The organism is Billgrantia sp. Q4P2 (assembly GCF_052806135.1).
In genome coordinates, this window is sequence record NZ_JBRBAI010000006.1 from 193,100 (window position 1) to 210,379 (window position 17,280).

The following is a 17,280-nucleotide window of genomic DNA, read 5'->3' on the forward strand; positions in this document are numbered from 1 at the left end:
GTACGCGAGTGGCGGCTTATAGACCAAAGGTTTCCTTTACCTTCGCTTCGAACGCCTTGTCATCCATCTCCCTGCGCAGTGGCACGAACAGTTCCGCCTCCTGGCCGACCTTGACGGCGATTTCGCTGTCCTCATTCTCGATGATCTCCTTCACCGCCTGCGCGATGGGCTGGGGGTCAGGGCCTTCATTGATGGCCTTGGCCACGATCGGCACGAAATGGGCCACCAGCTCCTTGTAGGGAGAGTCGTCACCGGTAGTTTGGCTGTTGGCGACAAGCCCTTTTTTGACGAAATTGGTGCCAAACAGACCAGCAAGAACGGAGTGAACGCGTATTCCAAAAGGCGCCACCTCGAATCTCAAGGAATCGGTGATCCCCTCCACCGCATATTTGCTGGCATTGTAATGGGAAAGCAGAGGCAGCCCCATCCTGCCCAGGAAGGAAGAGATATTGACGATAACGCCGCTACCCGCCTTACGCATATGGGGAAGAACTTCTCTGGTCATCTTGATGAGACCAAAGACATTCACATCGAATTGCTTGAAGATTTCTTCATCGGTGCCTTCTTCAAGGGTGGCAAGAAGACCGAAGCCTGCATTATTGACCAACACATCGATCTTTCCTTCCTTCTCGATGACGTGCTGAACGGCGCTCTGAACCGACGCGGTATCCTGCACATCGAGAGACACGATATTCAGCTCGAGACCGCGCTTGCCCGCCTCCTCCATCAGTTCCTGGCTGTTACTCCTGACGCCGGCATAAACGGTGTAACCATGTTCGGCGAGCAACAGCGCCGTTGCCTTGCCCATGCCAGATGCCGCGCCAGTGATCAAAACGGTCTTGTTCACAATGCAATCCTTTTTCTGAGTTGTCAGGCAGTACCCGAGACATTCCCTTGCAGTATGGAGAAGCAGGATTGAAAGAGAATTGCCGGCGCGCAGGGATCGGTGGTTACCGGGATAATTTTACGTTTTCCTTGATCTTGGTCAGCGCCGAGTCCTTGTGCATGGCGATGTGATCGGTCTTGTCGCTCTTGATCTCGTACTGCGGTTCCTCTTCGCTGGCATGGCGCTTGTGTCCCTTGTACTCCGTGTCCTTGGTATGCACGCGGATGATCTTCCCGCTGACGTATCCCGCCTCGGAGTTCCATTTGACGTGGTCGCCCACCTTGAAGCGCTTGGCCATGGTTCGCCTCCCATCACTAATGAACGGTTCACCGTGCTGGTAGCATAGCCCAGCGAATGGCGGTGATCTTGCCCCTCATCGGCGAAGGTGTCATCGTCAAACGGTCACCACTGGCCGCCTGACCGCAAGGAGCAATATCGTGTTCATCGCCATGAACCGTTTTCGGGTCAATCCCGAGAGAGTGGAGGAGTTCGAGCAGATCTGGCTGGAGCGGGAGACCCACCTGCAAGGCCTGCCCGGTTTCGTCGAGTTCCATATGCTGCGCGGCCCCAAGAAGGAGGACCACGTGCTCTACGCTTCTCACACCATCTGGCGCTCGCGCGAGGACTTCGAGGCCTGGACGCACTCCGAGGCGTTCCGCGCAGCGCATGCCAACGCCGGTCAGAGCAAGCGCGAGGGGCTCTACCTGGGCCCGCCGAACTTCGAAGGGTTCGAGGTCATCCAGACGGTCGGTAACGCGAGCGATGCCTGAGGCACAGGTGAGGATCGAAGCATGAGCGCGGCTCAGCGCACGCCGCCACTGACGCAACTGGGCGGCCGCGACATCCTCTTCGCGATGGCTGCCGAGGCCGAATACGGCCCGCATCTCAAGCAGCGTTTTACCCCGTTCATGACCGGCGTTGGCCCCGTCGAGGCGGCGGTCGAACTCACGGCTGCCCTTGCAGCCCTCGCCCAACGCAGGCGCCTGCCGGATCTGGTGGTGTCGCTGGGCTCAGCCGGCAGCCGGGTGCTGGAACAGACCGAGATCTATCAGGCGACTACTGTGTCCTATCGCGACATGGACGCCACGCCGCTGGGCTTCGAGGAGGGCGCCACGCCCTTTCTCGACCTGCCGGCGACGCTCCCGCTGCCGCTGAGCATTCCCGGCATTCGCGAGGCCACGCTCTCGACCGGCGCCAATATCGTCTCGGGCTCGGCCTATGACGCCATCGCCGCCGAGATGGTGGACATGGAGAGCTACGCCTGCCTGCGCGCCTGCATGCGCTTCGACGTGCCGCTGGTGGTGCTGCGCGGTATTTCGGACGGCAAGGCGGAGCTGCACCACGTGGATGACTGGACGGAGTATCTGCACGTCATCGACGAGAAGCTCGCCGCCGCCGTCGACCGCCTGAGTGAGGCGCTTGCCGCGGGCCTGTTGGCGCGCTGAGCGCTAGCTGAATCAGGACGGCTTGATAGCGAAAGCGGCACAGCTGATGCAGGGTGAGCGGTAGTGACATTAAATTATCGATAACGCCACATATCGACACTCTACTGTCGGGATGAAAACCAGACACGTCACCCTCTGCCCCCAAGCTTCCCTCTCGTTGCGTCTGTTCGCCGGCTTGATCGAGGAGGGAAGGCTACGAAAGGGTTGGACCCGAGACGATTCGCCGTGCTGGCAGCATAGCCCAGCTAATAACGGTCCAGGGACGTGCCATGCTCCTGCCGCCTCAATGGGCGGCAAGCACTTCGGTATCCGCGAAATAGAAATGGATCTGATAGAGCGGCTCCTGGAACGGGCCGACACCATCGGGCTTGTAATCCATGTCGATGTGGGTCAGGGGCGGGGTCTGCATTCCGGTGGGGATCTGCTTCCAGTTAACACCGGACGCAAGATCACTGGCCAGGAACATGTATTCGACACAGACAATACGGCCCTCGATCTCGCAATAGATCGGTCCGAGCGGCAGATTCGCAGGTTCGGCCCAGTGTGTGCCCATATGTGGCACATGGGGACTGATCGCAACGGCATCCGGGACGATGTCGGATAGCAGCGGCAGATGCGACAGGCCATCTGCCGCCACTGATGAGGTAAAGGCAAAAGCAGCGGCGGCAAGCGTGACAGGCACATGTTTCATCGGTGTCTCCTCCATTCCGATGAGTGACGTAAACCCACGGGCGGGTGGCGCGCGTTGGGGTGCTTACCAGACAGTCTGTGTACTGACTGCAAATTTGTGAAATCGATTGATTGTATATATGTTATTTGCATGGCAAATATATCGAGTTTGGATCTGAACCTTCTTCGGGTTTTGGATGCCTTGCTGCGCGAAGGCTCGACGGTCGGTGCCGGACGCAGGCTGGCGCTTTCGCAACCCGCTGTTTCAGCGGCGCTCGGGCGGTTGCGCCATGCGCTGGGCGATCCGTTATTTGTCCGGCAGGGGCAAGGGCTGGTCCCGACCAGTTATGCAACAAGTCTGGAGGGGCCACTCCGGGCAGTTCTGGAAGAGCTTGAAAGCGTTCTTGCCGGCCCGGAAAAATTCGACCCCGCCGAGGCGCAGCTCGACTTCCACATTTCCGGCACGGATTTCTTTGCCACGATGCTGATGCCTGAGCTTGGCGCACGCGTACAGCACGCAGCGCCTGGGTTGCGGTTGCAGCTGGTCGATCTGGTGCCCGATCACCATGTCGAGGCACTGGAGCGACAAGATGTGGATCTTGCGCTGTTGCCGGAGCGCGACTTTCCTGCCTGGACCGCCCATGCGCGGCTGTTTCACGCTGAATTTACTGTGATCGCACGCAGTGGCCATCCGGCGCTGACCGCAGCGGGTCTTGCACCGGGCGAGATGATTCCGATGGAGCTGTTCTGCTCACTGGGTCATGTCCTGTGTTCACCCGATGGCCGATTCCATGGACTTGGCGATGATGCACTTGCGCGGGCGGGGCACAGCCGCCGGGTGATGATGTCGGTTCCCGTCTTCGAGGGCGTGCTGCAGGTAGTGGCGGCAACCGACCTGATTGCACTGTTTCCCAGAGGGCTTGCCGAACACCGGGCCCCCTCTGCCGGGATCACGCTGTATGCGCCTCCGATGGCCATTCCATCCGTGCAATTGAGCATGGTCTGGCATCGACGCCGGAGCAGAGATCCGGCACATGCCTGGCTGCGAGGCATGGTGCAGGAGATACTCGCACCACTGGGGCAACGTACCGACCTGTCTGTGCTCGGTTGAATCACTGCCTGCGCTGCCCGGTGGTCGATCCTGCGTCAGGGGCCCGGCTGCATGAGGAGCGCCGATCACGACCTGGAGATGGTAGGGTTCGAGGGAACCCTACCCAATGGCTCAGCGACCATGCCCCACGTCGACATCACCGTGATCTCCGATGCCATCTGCCCATGGTGCTTCATCGGCAAACGCCACCTCGATCTCGCCCTGGCCGAACTGCCCGAGGAAATCAGCGTATCGGTGGCCTGGCACCCCTTCGAGCTCAACCCCGACATGCCCGCCGAAGGCCTGTCGCGGCGTGACTACCGCACCGCCAAGTTCGGCTCCTGGGAGCGCTCCCGGGCGCTCGACGCCCAGGTGGAGGCCGCCGCCGAACAGGCCGGCATCACGATCCACCACGAACGCATGACGCGAACGCCCAATACCTTCGACGCCCACCGGCTGATCTGGCTCGCCGGGGAACATGGCGTCCAGTCGGCCGTGGTCAGCGCGCTCTTCCGGTGCTACTTCGTCGACGGTGAGGACATCGGTGACAGCGCGGTACTGGCCAACGCCGCCCGAGACGGCGGGCTAGCGGATATCGACATCCCCGCCTTTCTCGCCAGCGACCAGGGCCGGGCCGAGGTAAGAGCCGGCCTCGACGAGGCTCGGCGCCTGGGAGTGAGCGGTGTGCCCACCTTCATCTTCAATAACACGACTGGCCTGTCGGGCGCCCAACCGCCCGAGGCACTGCGCCAGGCGATTCTCGAGGCGGCCGACAGGAGTTGAAAGGCAGCACCTCAGGCAGGCATCAGGATGCCGGGAATTTGGCTTCGAAGGCTTCCACCACCTCGCGCAATTCCGGCGTCAGCCGCGCCAGTGTCTCGCTTCGCAGAGACTCGGGCAAAGCGCCCCTCCACCTCGGCACGCAGGCTCGCCTTGTCGGCGCCCTGGCGCGCCAGGAAGATCACTGCCGCCACCGCCTGGGCAACGCGAATGCCCTCGGGATGGTCGTGGGTGACCTCAGCACTGCGCCTGGCCAGGCTTAGCGCCTCCTCCAACGACGTGGCGGCAAAGCCCACCGGGGGCACCCGCATGGCCGAACCGTTACCCCAGCTGTAGTAGGGCTGCCTGTTCCGGTTTGCCGCCCAGCGCATGAAGCCGCCGCCGAAGCCGGCGTTGGGATAGCGATGGAAGTAGTCATGGAAGGCGTCGACGAAATCGCCGCCATGCAGTAACACGTCAGCGACTGCAACGCAGAGCACGCTGTCGTCGGTGACGGTGCTGTGCGGAGTCGGCAAGTGGTAGCAAGGCGAACTGACCGCTGCCGGAGAAGCCCAAGAGGCTAATGGCCACGACTTCGAGCAGCGCCCAGTCGGAGCGAACGGCCAGCATGCCGAATAGTAGGCTGACCGGCACAACCGCAATCGCTGCTGGAGCCACTCGCCGCAGCACAGCGACTTTGCTGGTGCCATCGTGCGTTGCTGTTCCATCATCTGTGGCCGGTTGGGCATCACTCATCTGTTACTCGCCATTGCGTCACGTTAGGCGAGTCTAGAGAGAGAGCTTCAAGGGAGTCTTGTAGGATCGTGCAGGTTTGCAACGATCGCGTTGATGAGCCACCAGACAGGAGTGGATCAGTGGCAGCGCAGCATCCGCAGCCAGCGCGCCGGCGTAATGCCATATGCACGGCTGAAATGGTGGGTCATGTGGCTCTGATCGGAGAAGCCGGCAATCAGGGAGGCATCCGTTAGCGTCTGCCCTGCGACAATCAACGAGCGAACATGATCCAGACGGCGCATGGTCAGGTAGCGGTAGGGGCTGGTGCCATAGAGCGCCCGAAAATCACGCGATAGGCTCCAGCGGTCGCGTCCGCTGGCCTGTTCGAGTGCTTCGAGGGTGATGGTGCTGTCCAGCGCACTGTGAATGTATTCGCGGGCGCGCTCTACGGCCTGATAATCCAGCGCCTTTCGCCCACGCCGTGCTCCTGCCACCACGGCCAACGCCTGGGCCAGATCATAGATGGCGTCGTCTTCCTCAAGAGGATCGATCGGGCACTCCATACCCTGCATGAGAGTCTGAGAGGCCGTATACAACCGCGGATCGCGGGATATGCCTTCGGGTATGAACGGCAGCGGCTTGCCGCCAAGAGCCTGCTGCAGCAAGGCTGGCTCGATATACAAGATGCGGTAGTGGAAGCCGGCATCGGTTCCCGCCTCACCGTCGTGCAGTTCGTCCGGGTGCAGCACGATGGTCACGTCCGGCAAGCTATGGCGCATGCTGTTGCGGTAACGGAAGCAATGCACGCCAGCCAGCGTTCGGCCAATGGCATAGGTGTCATGGCGGTGTGGCGCAAAGCCATACCCACCAAAGAATGCTTCCATGCGCTCCAGCTTCATAGATTGCGGAGCACGTAACGCCCAATCCCGGCTATCGCTCATTTAATTTAACTTCCCTGCACCGCTATCTCGCTGATTGGCAAAACCGTACCTTAACTCAACACATTATCACTCTGCGCCGACCTCCATCGCCTACCGCAACATCGCCGCCGAGATGGTGGACATGGAGAGCTACGCCTGCCTGCGCGTCTGCATGCGCTTCGACGTGCCGCTGGTCGTGCTACGCGGCATTTCGGACGGCAAGTCGGAGCTGTACCACGTCGACGATTGGACGGAATATCTCCATGTCATCGACGAGAAGCTGGCCTCCGCCGTGGATCGGCTCGGCGAGGCGCTGGCCGAGGGGCTGTTGGCGCGCTGACGCTCGGGAGTTGCCGGGTCAGGGAGTTTCCGACACGGCTTCGCCACCTTCCGGGCCGTAGAAGAACACCCAGGTGGCGAAGTCATCGGTGAAGTCGTCGAACCGGTGGACGACGCCCGCCGGCACGAACAGCACCTCACCGGCCTCGAAGGGTTGTCGGGTGTCTTCTCCTCGGTAGATTCAAAGGTGCATGTCCGGCTCCAGGGCAGGCGGTGGGCCGGAGTCCACCACTCGGTAGCGCGTGCTGCGCCCTCCCCCCGGCAGTTTCTCCAGGCAGCCCTTGGCCAGCAGATCAGAAAGATGACGAGTCGCGGTGGCCTTGCTGACCTTGGCGACCTTCTGGTACTGGGCAGCACTGATACCATCCTCGAAGCCTCGTTCTCCCCCATCGAGCAAACGATTGAGCACCTTGATCTGCTCCGGCAATAGGCCGGCTTCGGCGAATCGCTGCCAGAAGCGGGTCTTGGCCAGGGTGCGCTCGATGCCGGCGAGAGCGTCTTCCAAGGTTTGCAGCAGGATATCGAGAAACCAGGCCAGCCAGTCGCTGAGATCCGTCGTGCTACGCTGGCTGGTTTCAAGCACCCGGTAGTAATCCTGCCGCTCAGCCAGTATCGCGGCGGACATGGTATAGAGGCGAATGCTTTGTCGGTCGGCCTGGGCCAAGGCTCGGTCGGCAATGGCACGGGCCAGGCGGCCGTTACCGTCCTCGCAGGGGTGTAGAGTGACGAACCAGAAATGGGCAATACCGGCACGCAGCAGGGGGTCCAGGGTCGGGTCGTGGCGGCTAGCGTCGAACCACGCCAGGAAGGCCGCCATTTCGCCCTCCAGCACTGTGCGAGGCGGGGCTTCGAAATGCACCTTGGGTTTGTCGAGACGGCCGGAGACGACCTGCAGCGGCTCCTCGCCCCCCCACTCTCCTACCCGCAGCTTGACCAACGAGGCATCGGCATCAGGAAATAGCCAACGATGCCACTGGAAGAGCCGCTCGCGGGTCAGCGCCGTATCCGGCGAGCCGATGGCATCCATCATCATGTCGGCCAGGCCTTCCGAACGCGATGAAACAGCCGTCGTCACGCCCTCTACACCAAGGCGTCGTGCCAGAGAGGAGCGCACCGAGGCGGCATTCAGGCGCTCTCCTTCGATGGCCGAGGAGGTAATGATGTTCTGCAACAGCGTATCCAGCGCTACTGCCGGATCATTGTCGGCCGGGAGGGAACCTACCCTGCCCAGCAGCATCCCGAGAGATCGCCAGGCTTCCTGAAGGCGAGGCTGGATCACGTCGGCCCGCCAGTGGAAATCAGGCCAGTCGGGCTGCTGCCAGATCCAGGTTGGCGTCGTCATTGAAGCGTTCATGGCGGTACCCTGAATGACGGGGTGAGCCGAACAATCCAACTATTCGGCTCACAGTATGAGCCGATTGTCATCTCATTCGGCTCACGGGTCAACCAAGGCCCATTGCTGGTCTGGCCTAGATGAGATGTGGCTCCAGCCAGCGTTTAAACTGCGCCCCCTGCATCAGCCCGGCCTGGCGGGCGATCTCGCGCCCTTCCTTGAAAACGATCAGCATGGGAATGCTGCGAATGCCGAAGCGCCCGGCCAGGGCCGGTTCCGCCTCGGTGTCGAGCTTGGCGAAGCGGATGCGCGGCTCCAGCTCGGCGGCGGTCTGGGCAAAGATCGGCGCCATCATCTTGCAGGGTCCGCACCAGCCGGCCCAGAAGTCCACCACTACCGGCAGCTCGCTGCGCTCGACAAGGGCCGTGTAGTTGGCACTGGTGAGTTCCAGGGGCGCACCGTTGAACAGTGGCTGTTTGCACTTGCCGCAGCGCGAGGCATCGGCCAGACGCGCCTTGGCCACGCGATTGATGGCCAGGCAGTGGGGGCAGGCCAGATGCAGGGAATCGGACATGGCAGGGCTCCAGGGTGGGTGGCATTGACGAGGATATGGTGGCGCCCGGAATGAAAGCAAAGCCAGAAAGTGCAGGCCGGCATGTGTGGTGACCCGAATAATCTAATTATTTGGCTCACTCTATGAGCCGAATAGACGGGCGATTCGGCTCACGGGTCCAGCGAGGCTCATTGCTGGGTTGTCGGGATGATGACCGATTCCACCGGCCGCCGCAGCGAACGCGGCATCGCCTTGCCCCGCCCGAACCGCACCACCAGGTCGGGGCGCCCACCCACTACGCCTAATGCCTCGGCGAATGCTGGGCGCACGCTCGACTCTTCAATGGGCTGGTTGATGAAGGCATTGCAGATGCCGAGTGCCGTCGCCTGCAGGGCGAAGCGCTGGTAGCAGCGGCCGGCTTCCACCCAGTGCGCCCGGTCGTCGGTTCCCGAGATGAACACGGCAATGCCAGCCGAACTGCGCACCTGACGAGCCACCTTGGCATTTTCGGCGCCTTGCCGAAACAGGGCGCGGAACAGCCAACGGCCCAGCCAACGCGGGGTGGCGGGGCTTCCCATGGAGCGAGCGAAAAGCCCGTCGCCGGCCTCGAGCGCCTCGCGGTCGCCGAAGCGAATCCAGGCTTCGAGCTCCAGGCGGAACGCTGCGTTCGCGATTTGCCGGCTGTTGGCCTGAAGCACGTACTCCAGCACCTTCTCCATCGCTTCACGTTCGGTCAGCAGGCTGATCGAGACCCCATCTCCGGTTCCCGCGGCCTGTAGCAGGTACAGTTCCTGATCGGTCACGGGCGAGCCGTCGTAATCGGTGCGCGCGCACTGGCGTGCCGGAATGGCCTCGAACAGCGGCGTGACCTCTGGCTGACAGGGTGTCAGCGTTACGCGCACCTCTCCGTCCCCTTCGGGATGGAAGATGATCTCGCCTGACATACCGAACGCCCGCGCCGCCAGGCTCAGGTTTTCGGCGGCGCATCCAAGCGAGACGTAGAGGTGGTGGTCGTCCGGATCGACGACCGGAGTGCGCCGCGAGAGGTCCGGCAGGATGGCGATGGCATCGTCGGCGATGCGGAAGCGCCAGCATTGGGTGTTGTGCCCGGAAGGGGCCAGGGTGGCATAGCGAATGAGCGCCTTCAGCCGGGCGGCATGATCGGTCGCTCGCCTATCGCCGTGGCGCCAGAGGTGCCTCACCACTTGCTCGTAGTTCATCACCCGCCCCATCCCTTCGCCCCTTGCTGCCTTTAGTTTAGCGGGTAGAGTTTTGGGTGGCGTGTTTATTGCCCCCTGCTTGCTGGGCTCTAATCGCAAGTAACTGTCCCAACAGCTCTCGAGCAAGATGTTTCAGCTCTACGAGTTTGCCAAGGCCAACGTCAAGAAAGATGCCACGCCGAGCCTGGGCGAGAACGAGAAGTTCGGTGGCTGACATGCGCCGGCAGCGCCTGTAAGGTGAAGGGCCGTCTCTCGACAACACCTCTGGAGCGTTGAGTCGCGAGGAGGTGAGTCATGAAGCGTACGAGTTGGTGGCTGGCAGCCGCCCTGATGATCGGCCTGGCTTGGCCCTTGGGGGCGTTCGCCGAGGGGCGCATCTTTACCCGTGATGGCCTGGCGATCGGCGGCACCGACCCGGTGGCCTACTTCACCCAGGGGCAGCCGGTACAGGGCTCGCCCGACTATCAGTGGGAATGGGGCAATGCCACCTGGCAGTTCGTGTCGGCCGAGCATCGCGCCCGCTTCCAGGCGGACCCCGAGGCCTATGCGCCCCAGTACGGCGGTTGGTGCGCCTGGGCGGCGGCGCGCGGTGAAGCCGCGGCAACCATCCCCGAGGCGTGGAAGATCGTCGACGGCAAGCTCTATCTGAACTTCAGCAGGTTGATCCAGTGGCGCTGGGAAAGAGACATTCCCGGCTACATCGCCGCTGCCGACGACCACTGGCCGAATATCTTCCCGTAGTGATTCTGGCGAGAGTTAGCCTTGCTCCCAGGCGGCTCCACCGTGGCCGCCTCAGGAGGGAGCAGGCGCGCGGGTGGCGTGCATTTTTCCGTTGAGCTCGCCGCCCTGTCTCAGGCAGGATGGAGAAAGGAAGTAGGTTGGCAGAGATAAGCAAGGCATACCGCTGGAGGAGCCACATGCATCCGCTGAGCTATTACTACTACAACGTGCTGGAAGGTCTCGAAAAGCCGTGCGACGTCCCGTCGACCCAGTTGCAGGAGGGCTACGACATCCTGTATCGACATGGCGGGCGCATCGAAATTGACCTGATGCGCAAGGCTGAGGATAGCAATGCCCAGGGCACGCCCTACCGCTGGTACGAGGCCTTGGATGAAGAGCAGCGGGCGAAACTGCACAAGGCCCTGGATGACGAAAATCCCGCGAAGATTCTCAAGATCATTCAGCGCAACGGCTATGCTGGCGTGCTCTACCACCATGCCTGGCATAACTTTCGGGAGTCGGGAGCCGCCTGAGAACCGACATCAAGGATTTTACCAGCACGTCAGGCAAGTCATGCCGACGGCTTGATCAGTAATCCGTAACGTGCAGGGCCGCTTTCTTCAGGAAAGCGGCCTTTTTACTTATCGTTTGACACTACCAGTGCTGCTGATTTTAGATAGGCCTTTATTTAGATAGATCGGTCTATATAGATTCACATGTACAGGAGCCTCATCGAATGCCCGCCTCCAAGCGCGACCAGCTGCTCGCCACGGCCGAGCGGCTCTTCTATGAGCAGGGGTTTCACGCCACCGGCATCGACCGCATCGTGGCGGCTGCCGGAGTGGTGCGCATGACGCTCTACAACCACTTCGACTCCAAGGAGGCCCTGGTCGCAGCGGTGCTGAAGGCCCGTCATGAACGCTTCATCGCCAGCCTCGATGCGGCAATGGCCGCTGCCCCGCCGGGCCAGGCCACACGGTCGCTGGTCGATGCGCATGGCCGCTGGCTGGAACGCTACAGCCAGCATGGCTGCATCATGGCCAAGGCGATGGGCGAGTTCGCAGAGCACAGCGCCGAGATCCATGCCTTGGCATCGACCGCCAAGCACGACCTGCTGGCACGTCTCGAGGTCGCCGTGGTTCGCGATGGCCTGGATCCCGCTGGCCTGGCGCGACGACTCTTTCTGGTGCTGGAAGGCAGCAATACGGCGGTGGTCATTCTGGGTATGCAGACCGCCCTGGCCGATACCCGGGCGATGGCCGACGCTCTCCTCTCAGCGGCCCGGAGCGAGACCCCATGAGGCCCCTCTCCCCCCTCGGCATGGCAACCCTAGGCAGCGGGGTCATCGCCATCACCTACGGGCTGGCTCGCTTCGTGTTCGGGCTCTTCCTGCCTTCGATGCGCGACGAGCTGACGATCACCCCCACCATGGCGGGGGTGATCGGCGCCCTGCCTTTCCTGAGCTTCGTCTTCGCCATCCTCGCCGCACCCTGGGTGACGCGCCGCCTCGGGGTTCGACGCACGGGGGGCGCGGCCGCCGGCCTGGCCGGGGTCGGGCTGATGACGATCGCTCTGGCGCCATCATCGCTGCTACTGGCCGCCGGCGTGCTGATCTGTGGAATCAGCACGGGGCTGTCATCGCCGGTCATGGCCCAGGCGGTTCACCGGGTGGTACCGCCCGAGCTGCGCGGGCGGGTCAATGCCACCATCAATGCGGGCACCAGCCTGGGGATTGCGCTCGCCATGCCCGCAGTGCTGCTCTGGGCGGAGGCCTGGCGTAGTGCCTATACCGGATTCGCCGCCCTGGCGGCCCTGGCAGCCCTGGCAGCCTTCTGCTATCTACCTCGGGATGACCAGCGCACCTCTCTCTCAAGGCCCCGCCTGCTAGCCGCCCCCGTGAGCCGGGCGCAATGGCTCGGGATCGGCCGGCTGAGCGGCCTGGCAGCGGGCATGGGATGCGTGAGCGCGGCCTACTGGGTGTTTGCCCCTGATGCAGTGATCACCGCCGGGGGGCTTGCGCCGAGCCAGACCGCGTGGATGTGGCTGGCGGTCGGCCTCGGGGGGCTGACGGGTGCCGGCGCCGGCGATCTCATCTCGCGCTTCGGGCCGGCCGCGAGCCATGCTGCCGGCCTCACGGTGATGTCCGTCAGCCTTGTGCTGCTAGTCATCGTTCCCGGCAGCTTCCCCCTCGCCCTGGCATCGGCGGCCTTGTTCGGCGCCGGGTACATGACCCTTACCGGTTTCTACCTGGTGAGGAGCATCCAGATCATGACCGAGGCGCCTGCCTTCGCCCCGGTGCTGCCGCTGCTCGCCACCTCGGTCGGCCAGGTCGTCGGTTCTCCGTTGGCCGGTTGGCTGGTCGGGGCCGAAGGTCATGCCGTCACCTTCATGCTCTTTGCCACCCTGGGGCTCGCCGTCGCCGGGCTGGGAGCGTGTTTGCTGAAGGAGAGAGTCGCTACCGGCTGGAACCTCCCTTGAGCCCAAGCCTCTATCCGACGTCCCGATGGCTGCCAAGAACGCCGCATCAAAAAGCCGACAGGCACAGTGTCTGTCGGCTTTTCCGGTAACTTGGGCTACCGGTCTGGCTTCTCAGCGGCTGGCCAGGCTTGCATCGATCAACGGGGTGATTCGCCGGACGCTGGCGCGTCGGTTTTCCTGGCTGGGTCCCTGCGTATCCACTTTCAGATAGCGCTCACCATAGCCCTGTACGATCAGGTTTTCCGGGGGAATGGCAAAGTATTCGGTCAGTGCCAGGGCGACGGCTTCTGCTCGCCGGTCGGACAACCCGAGGTTCATCAAGTCCGATCCCACGGCATCGGTATGGCCTTCGACCAGGAAAATCTCATTCGGGTGCTGCCCGATGATGTCGGCCATGGTGTTCCCGATCAGCCTCAACGCCTCGGCCTCGGAGGGCTGAATGGCCGACGAGCCGGTAGCGAACTGGATAACATCGAGATCGATACGCGGCATCATGTCTCGGACTCGTGAGTTTTCGCGTACCTGACGGAGCGTGAAGACGCGATCGAACTCCTGTACCGGCGGTGCCAGCAGTGCCTCGCGCAGGATGTCCTCATCGGCACGCCGGTAATTGACCACGTAGCGTTCTTCCGGCAGGTCGTAGCGCAGGGGGGGCAGGGATTCCTCGAGGTCGACGGAAGATGCCCAGCTATCGGCCTTGAGCGTTTCGTCGATCAGTACGATAGCGGTGTCATCGGGTAGATAGCGGGTGCGCTTGAGGACGAAGCCACCGGAATCTCGAATGGTCACGATCCGGCTGCCATCGTCGCGGGTGACGGTGGAGCGGGTGATGCCATCGGCAAAGGATTCGGTGGTCTCGGTTACCCCAGGACGACGCAACAGAAGATTCTCGTCCTTGCGCACATGCAGTTCGCCATCGCGCTCAACGATCATGCGGTCGCCTTGATTCTCGACGACCCGACCACCGAGCTGAGGGATCAAGGCGCCTGCGACGGCACCTACCGCGGCGGCTCCCAGGTATTTCCATATCTGGTTGTCGTCATCATCTGCTTCTGACGCCGTCGCTTCCTCGTCGCTGGTACGCGTGGTATCCGCAGTCACGACAGTTTCGGATGTCTCACTGGCTTCCTGGGTCTCAAGGGCGGCGGCAGAGGCCAGAGCGGCGGCTTCGGCCTCGGCCAGGGCCTCCGCATCAGCCTGGTCGCTGGCCTCCTGCTCGGCCAGTGCATCGGCTTCGGCCTTGTCGATAGCCTCCTGCTCGGCGACGGTGTTTGCCTCGGCTTGCTCGGCGGCTTCCTGCTCGGCCAGGGCGTCGGCTTCGGCCTGCTCGGTGGCCTGCTGCTCGGCCAGGGCGTCGGCTTCGGCTTGCTCGGCGGCTTCCTGCTCCGCCAGGGCGTCGGCGTCGGCCTGCTCGGCGGCTTCCTGCTCGGCCAGGGCGTCGGCTTCGGCCTGCTCGGTGGCTTCCTGCTCGGCCAGGGCATCGGCCTCGGCCTGCTCGGTGGCTTCCTGCTCGGCCAGGGCATCGGCCTCGGCCTGCTCGGTGGCCTGCTGCTCGGCCAGGGCATCGGCCTCGGCCTGCTCGGCGGCTTCCTGCTCGGCCAGGGCGTCGGCTTCAGCCTGCTCGGTGGCTTCCTGCTCCGCCAGGGCATCGGCCTCGGCCTGCTCGGCGGCTTCCTGCTCGGCCAGGGCGTCGGCCTCGGCCTGATCGGTGGCCTGCTGCTCGGCCAGGGCATCGGCGTCGGCCTGCTCGGCGGCTTCCTGCTCGGCCAGGGCGTCGGCTTCAGCCTGCTCGGTGGCTTCCTGCTCGGCCAGGGCGTCGGCTTCAGCCTGCTCGGTGGCTTCCTGCTCCGCCAGGGCGTCAGCTTCAGCCTGCTCGGCGGCTTCCTGCTCCGCCAGGGCATCGGCCTCGGCCTGCTCAGCGGCTTCCTGCTCGGCGGCTTCCTGCTCCGCCAGGGCGTCAGCTTCAGCCTGCTCAGCAGCTTCCTGCTCGGCCAGGGCGTCGGCTTCGGCCTGCTCGGTGGCCTGCTGCTCCACCAGGGCATCGGCTTCGGCCTGCTCAGCAGCCTCCTGCTCGGCTAGGGCATCGGCCTCGGCCTGCTCAGCAGCCTCCTGCTCGGCTAGGGCATCGGCTTCGGCCTGCTCAGCGGCTTCCTGCTCGGCGAGGATTTCTTCCTCTGTTTTATCAGCAGATTCAGCAAATTGAGCGAGCGTAAGGATCTCTGAGTCGGTAGCCGACGACAGGGTCGCCTGGGCAACGCCCGAACTCATCAATGACAGCGAGGCCAGAATCACCGCGGGTTTACTGAAAAGACGCATGCGATATTTCATATCGGTTCTCCTGAATCAGCACTGCCCGGGCATGATGACGGCTGTCTGAAATCAACGGTGCCAGCGCGGTTTTCTTCACGCTGTAGGTGATTGAGGACTTCCAGGCGGGCTAGCCAGTGCGCCAGCTGTGATTGGGAATGGTTCTGACCAGGAAGGGAGAGTGATCCTTGTCGAGCAGCGCTTTCGCGTGAAAGGGTCGATATGGGGCGCTTTCGCCTTCTGGTCAGATGTATTCATTATCGGTAATTTCATCCTGACCATCTGTACGACGGCGCACATAGGCGTCCTACGTTTACGCGTTGTAAACCGTGCTGTTTTCTCGAGCGACTCCTGCCCCCAACTTCCATCCCATACTGAAGGCCCGCTGGACTTTTGACGGAACGCTTACTGGAATGGTGCGATCCGCCATTCCGATATCTGATAGTCCTGCCAGGCACAACTCGCCACATTACCGGCTACGTCAGCAAGGTGAATAATGTGGATTTAAGTGTGCTACCGCACAGAGATATTCCATCTAGTTGTTTATGGTGGATTGATGTGGTCGCAGGTGCAGGCTCGACAAGGAATGACGTGCCGTCATCATGGATTTACGCTTCTACACGAACAGGCTAAATCAGCATTAGTTTGTTGATAGACCGCTTAATGAATTGCGCATTTTAGCGGAACTTTTACTTCACTTGTTTGTTACAAAACAAGGAGCGATTAGATGAAAAATGAAAATACCAAGGCATATGGCAATCAGGCTACCGAGCAGTTCGACGATGCCATCGTCGAGCCGGTGCGTGCCTACGGAGCACTGACCACGGATTACTTTGAGCAACTCTTCTCGGCTCAGCTCGATACCGTTCGCGCCTTTGCAGACAACAGCTTGGCGCAATCCCGCTCTTGGCTCGAAGTCAAGGATTCCGACAGTTTTCGGCAGGTGGTCGAGCAGCAGCAGCAGGCCGTCCGGGAATTGAGTGAGCGCTTGAAGGAAGACGCTGACAAGATCCGCTCGTTGAGTCAGGAGTACCTGAAGGAGACTCAGCAACTGACCACAGAGAGCATGCAGTCGGGCCGCAAACAGCTCGAAGAAAGCATGCAGAAAGGACAGAGTCAAGTAGAGGACAGTTTCAAGAAGGGTAAAGAAGAGGATGACGATACTCAACAGAAAAACCAGCAGCATACCGACAAGAGCAAGAAGTCGGCCAGCACGCTGGAAAAGTAAAGTTGATTGCTTGACAAGAAAGTCTTAACTTGCAGGGCCGCTTTCCCAGGAAAGCGGCCCTTTTGCTATAACTCCACCCCTTTTCGCGACTGAGCATAGCCGCGCTGCGACCGCCCGAGTCTTTTTCTGCTACTTTTCCGAAATGAGTTAATGCCGTTGGCGAAGCCATGTCAGAGGAGACACAGCATGGAGCGATTCACGGGTGGCTGCCTGTGCGGCAATGTACGCATCGTGGCGACGGGTCGCCCCTTTCGGGTCGGCCTGTGCCATTGCCTCGACTGCCGCAAGCATCATGGGGCGCTGTTCTTCGCTGCTGCCATGTTCCCTCAGGACGCAATGACGATCGAAGGCGAAACGCGCGACTATGCGGGACGGTTTTTCTGCCCCCGCTGCGGCTCGTCCGTTTTTGCACGCACCGGCGATGAAATCGAAGTGCACCTGGGAGCGCTGGACGCCCCCGACCAATTGATGCCGACCTACGAAAGCTGGACCGTGCGTCGCGAGTCCTGGCTGCCGCCGTTTCCGCATATGAAGCGCTACGACTGCGATCGTGACGATACAGGGCACTCTGAGGATTAATCAGTGACGTCACCGAATG

21 protein-coding genes are annotated in these 17,280 nt (G+C 62.1%); 11 read left to right on the top strand and 10 right to left on the bottom strand.

Going from position 1 to position 17,280, the window contains the following annotated elements:
* Positions 1-16 precede the first annotated feature (16 nt).
* Both ACUY1T_RS12670 and ACUY1T_RS12675 read right to left on the bottom strand, forming a co-directional pair.
* Positions 17-847 (bottom strand): SDR family oxidoreductase, encoded by an 831-nt coding sequence (locus tag ACUY1T_RS12670; protein ID WP_446023313.1) that lies wholly within the window; start codon positions 845-847, stop codon positions 17-19.
* 103 nt (positions 848-950) lie between these two features.
* Entirely contained in the window at positions 951-1,184 is a 234-nt protein-coding gene (locus ACUY1T_RS12675; protein WP_446023315.1) for a DUF2945 domain-containing protein, read from the bottom strand.
* Positions 1,185-1,323: 139 nt separating this feature from the next.
* On the opposite strand from ACUY1T_RS12675, the gene ACUY1T_RS12680 reads away from it, so the two are divergent.
* Both ACUY1T_RS12680 and ACUY1T_RS12685 read left to right on the top strand, forming a co-directional pair.
* Positions 1,324-1,656, top strand: a complete 333-nt coding sequence (locus ACUY1T_RS12680; protein ID WP_446023316.1) for an antibiotic biosynthesis monooxygenase family protein — start codon at positions 1,324-1,326, stop codon at positions 1,654-1,656.
* A 21-nt stretch (positions 1,657-1,677) separates the two neighbouring features.
* Positions 1,678-2,331 (top strand): 5'-methylthioadenosine/S-adenosylhomocysteine nucleosidase, encoded by a 654-nt coding sequence (locus tag ACUY1T_RS12685; protein WP_446023318.1) that lies wholly within the window; start codon positions 1,678-1,680, stop codon positions 2,329-2,331.
* Positions 2,332-2,614: 283 nt separating this feature from the next.
* On the opposite strand, the gene ACUY1T_RS12690 is transcribed toward ACUY1T_RS12685, so the two are convergent.
* On the bottom strand, positions 2,615-3,022 hold the full coding sequence (locus ACUY1T_RS12690) for a hypothetical protein (RefSeq protein WP_434232785.1): 408 nt from the start codon (positions 3,020-3,022) through the stop codon (positions 2,615-2,617).
* A 129-nt stretch (positions 3,023-3,151) separates the two neighbouring features.
* Between ACUY1T_RS12690 and ACUY1T_RS12695 the strand changes: the two genes are divergently transcribed.
* Together ACUY1T_RS12695 and ACUY1T_RS12700 are read left to right on the top strand one after the other, a co-directional pair.
* Positions 3,152-4,111, top strand: coding sequence for a LysR family transcriptional regulator (locus ACUY1T_RS12695; protein WP_446023320.1), 960 nt, complete (start codon positions 3,152-3,154; stop codon positions 4,109-4,111).
* A 51-nt stretch (positions 4,112-4,162) separates the two neighbouring features.
* Positions 4,163-4,873, top strand: coding sequence for a DsbA family oxidoreductase (locus ACUY1T_RS12700; protein WP_446023321.1), 711 nt, complete (start codon positions 4,163-4,165; stop codon positions 4,871-4,873).
* 11 nt (positions 4,874-4,884) lie between these two features.
* Here ACUY1T_RS12700 and ACUY1T_RS12705 read toward each other — a convergent pair whose 3' ends face one another.
* From ACUY1T_RS12705 to ACUY1T_RS12715, 3 genes are all read right to left on the bottom strand, one after another.
* A complete protein-coding gene (locus ACUY1T_RS12705; protein ID WP_446023323.1) occupies positions 4,885-5,385 on the bottom strand; it encodes an ADP-ribosylglycohydrolase family protein in 501 nt (166 codons plus the stop codon).
* Positions 5,327-5,605 (bottom strand): AzlC family ABC transporter permease, encoded by a 279-nt coding sequence (locus ACUY1T_RS12710; RefSeq protein WP_446023325.1) that lies wholly within the window; start codon positions 5,603-5,605, stop codon positions 5,327-5,329. Before ACUY1T_RS12710 ends, ACUY1T_RS12705 begins: the two co-directional genes overlap by 59 nt.
* A 116-nt stretch (positions 5,606-5,721) precedes the next feature.
* Entirely contained in the window at positions 5,722-6,468 is a 747-nt protein-coding gene (locus tag ACUY1T_RS12715) for an AraC family transcriptional regulator (protein WP_446023326.1), read from the bottom strand.
* 91 nt (positions 6,469-6,559) lie between these two features.
* Here ACUY1T_RS12715 and ACUY1T_RS12720 point away from each other — a divergent pair, with 91 nt between their 5' ends.
* Positions 6,560-6,844: a phosphorylase family protein gene (locus ACUY1T_RS12720; RefSeq protein WP_446023327.1), complete on the top strand. Its 285-nt coding sequence runs from the start codon at positions 6,560-6,562 to the stop codon at positions 6,842-6,844.
* 180 nt (positions 6,845-7,024) lie between these two features.
* On the opposite strand, the gene ACUY1T_RS12725 is transcribed toward ACUY1T_RS12720, so the two are convergent.
* The 3 genes from ACUY1T_RS12725 to ACUY1T_RS12735 all read right to left on the bottom strand — a co-directional run bounded on the left by ACUY1T_RS12725 (position 7,025) and on the right by ACUY1T_RS12735 (position 9,949).
* The gene (locus ACUY1T_RS12725; protein ID WP_446023329.1) at positions 7,025-8,185 is read right to left on the bottom strand and encodes a Fic family protein; all 1,161 of its coding nucleotides are present in this window, start codon (positions 8,183-8,185) and stop codon (positions 7,025-7,027) included.
* A gap of 127 nt (positions 8,186-8,312) precedes the next feature.
* Positions 8,313-8,750, bottom strand: a complete 438-nt coding sequence (gene trxC, locus ACUY1T_RS12730) for a thioredoxin TrxC (protein WP_446023330.1) — start codon at positions 8,748-8,750, stop codon at positions 8,313-8,315.
* 167 nt (positions 8,751-8,917) lie between these two features.
* The gene (locus tag ACUY1T_RS12735) at positions 8,918-9,949 is read right to left on the bottom strand and encodes an Acg family FMN-binding oxidoreductase (protein WP_446023332.1); all 1,032 of its coding nucleotides are present in this window, start codon (positions 9,947-9,949) and stop codon (positions 8,918-8,920) included.
* A 294-nt stretch (positions 9,950-10,243) separates the two neighbouring features.
* On the opposite strand from ACUY1T_RS12735, the gene ACUY1T_RS12740 reads away from it, so the two are divergent.
* The 4 genes from ACUY1T_RS12740 to ACUY1T_RS12755 all read left to right on the top strand — a co-directional run bounded on the left by ACUY1T_RS12740 (position 10,244) and on the right by ACUY1T_RS12755 (position 13,147).
* On the top strand, positions 10,244-10,690 hold the full coding sequence (locus ACUY1T_RS12740) for a YHS domain-containing (seleno)protein (protein WP_446023333.1): 447 nt from the start codon (positions 10,244-10,246) through the stop codon (positions 10,688-10,690).
* 176 nt (positions 10,691-10,866) lie between these two features.
* Complete coding sequence (locus ACUY1T_RS12745) at positions 10,867-11,202, top strand: hypothetical protein (protein ID WP_446023335.1); 336 nt, start codon at positions 10,867-10,869, stop codon at positions 11,200-11,202.
* Between the two features lie 203 nt (positions 11,203-11,405).
* Positions 11,406-11,969 (top strand): TetR/AcrR family transcriptional regulator, encoded by a 564-nt coding sequence (locus tag ACUY1T_RS12750; protein WP_446023337.1) that lies wholly within the window; start codon positions 11,406-11,408, stop codon positions 11,967-11,969.
* Complete coding sequence (locus ACUY1T_RS12755; protein WP_446023339.1) at positions 11,966-13,147, top strand: MFS transporter; 1,182 nt, start codon at positions 11,966-11,968, stop codon at positions 13,145-13,147. Before ACUY1T_RS12750 ends, ACUY1T_RS12755 begins: the two co-directional genes overlap by 4 nt.
* A 111-nt stretch (positions 13,148-13,258) precedes the next feature.
* Here the strand turns inward: ACUY1T_RS12755 and ACUY1T_RS12760 are convergent, their stop codons facing one another.
* Positions 13,259-15,475 carry an OmpA family protein gene (locus ACUY1T_RS12760; RefSeq protein ID WP_446023341.1) on the bottom strand — a complete coding sequence of 739 codons (2,217 nt, stop codon included), beginning with the start codon at positions 15,473-15,475 and terminating at the stop codon, positions 13,259-13,261.
* A 706-nt stretch (positions 15,476-16,181) separates the two neighbouring features.
* Between ACUY1T_RS12760 and ACUY1T_RS12765 the strand changes: the two genes are divergently transcribed.
* Positions 16,182-16,682 carry a phasin family protein gene (locus ACUY1T_RS12765; RefSeq protein WP_446023343.1) on the top strand — a complete coding sequence of 167 codons (501 nt, stop codon included), beginning with the start codon at positions 16,182-16,184 and terminating at the stop codon, positions 16,680-16,682.
* Positions 16,683-16,868: 186 nt separating this feature from the next.
* The gene (locus ACUY1T_RS12770) at positions 16,869-17,261 is read left to right on the top strand and encodes a GFA family protein (RefSeq protein ID WP_446023345.1); all 393 of its coding nucleotides are present in this window, start codon (positions 16,869-16,871) and stop codon (positions 17,259-17,261) included.
* The last annotated feature ends 19 nt before the right edge of the window (positions 17,262-17,280 follow it).

Excerpts from the sequence above, each read along its gene's own strand:
- ACUY1T_RS12675 (WP_446023315.1), bottom strand. The coding sequence starts at position 1,184 with ATGGCCAAGCGCTTCAAGGTGGGCGACCACGTCAAATGGAACTCCGAG.
- ACUY1T_RS12685 (WP_446023318.1), top strand. The coding sequence starts at position 1,678 with ATGAGCGCGGCTCAGCGCACGCCGCCACTGACGCAACTGGGCGGCCGC.
- ACUY1T_RS12690 (WP_434232785.1), bottom strand. The coding sequence starts at position 3,022 with ATGAAACATGTGCCTGTCACGCTTGCCGCCGCTGCTTTTGCCTTTACC.
- ACUY1T_RS12695 (WP_446023320.1), top strand. The coding sequence starts at position 3,152 with ATGGCAAATATATCGAGTTTGGATCTGAACCTTCTTCGGGTTTTGGAT.
- ACUY1T_RS12700 (WP_446023321.1), top strand. The coding sequence starts at position 4,163 with ATGAGGAGCGCCGATCACGACCTGGAGATGGTAGGGTTCGAGGGAACC.
- ACUY1T_RS12710 (WP_446023325.1), bottom strand. The coding sequence starts at position 5,605 with ATGAGTGATGCCCAACCGGCCACAGATGATGGAACAGCAACGCACGAT.
- ACUY1T_RS12715 (WP_446023326.1), bottom strand. The coding sequence starts at position 6,468 with ATGGAAGCATTCTTTGGTGGGTATGGCTTTGCGCCACACCGCCATGAC.
- ACUY1T_RS12725 (WP_446023329.1), bottom strand. The coding sequence starts at position 8,185 with ATGACGACGCCAACCTGGATCTGGCAGCAGCCCGACTGGCCTGATTTC.
- trxC (WP_446023330.1), bottom strand. The coding sequence starts at position 8,750 with ATGTCCGATTCCCTGCATCTGGCCTGCCCCCACTGCCTGGCCATCAAT.
- ACUY1T_RS12735 (WP_446023332.1), bottom strand. The coding sequence starts at position 9,949 with ATGAACTACGAGCAAGTGGTGAGGCACCTCTGGCGCCACGGCGATAGG.
- ACUY1T_RS12740 (WP_446023333.1), top strand. The coding sequence starts at position 10,244 with ATGAAGCGTACGAGTTGGTGGCTGGCAGCCGCCCTGATGATCGGCCTG.
- ACUY1T_RS12745 (WP_446023335.1), top strand. The coding sequence starts at position 10,867 with ATGCATCCGCTGAGCTATTACTACTACAACGTGCTGGAAGGTCTCGAA.
- ACUY1T_RS12750 (WP_446023337.1), top strand. The coding sequence starts at position 11,406 with ATGCCCGCCTCCAAGCGCGACCAGCTGCTCGCCACGGCCGAGCGGCTC.
- ACUY1T_RS12755 (WP_446023339.1), top strand. The coding sequence starts at position 11,966 with ATGAGGCCCCTCTCCCCCCTCGGCATGGCAACCCTAGGCAGCGGGGTC.
- ACUY1T_RS12760 (WP_446023341.1), bottom strand. The coding sequence starts at position 15,475 with ATGAAATATCGCATGCGTCTTTTCAGTAAACCCGCGGTGATTCTGGCC.
- ACUY1T_RS12765 (WP_446023343.1), top strand. The coding sequence starts at position 16,182 with ATGAAAAATGAAAATACCAAGGCATATGGCAATCAGGCTACCGAGCAG.
- ACUY1T_RS12770 (WP_446023345.1), top strand. The coding sequence starts at position 16,869 with ATGGAGCGATTCACGGGTGGCTGCCTGTGCGGCAATGTACGCATCGTG.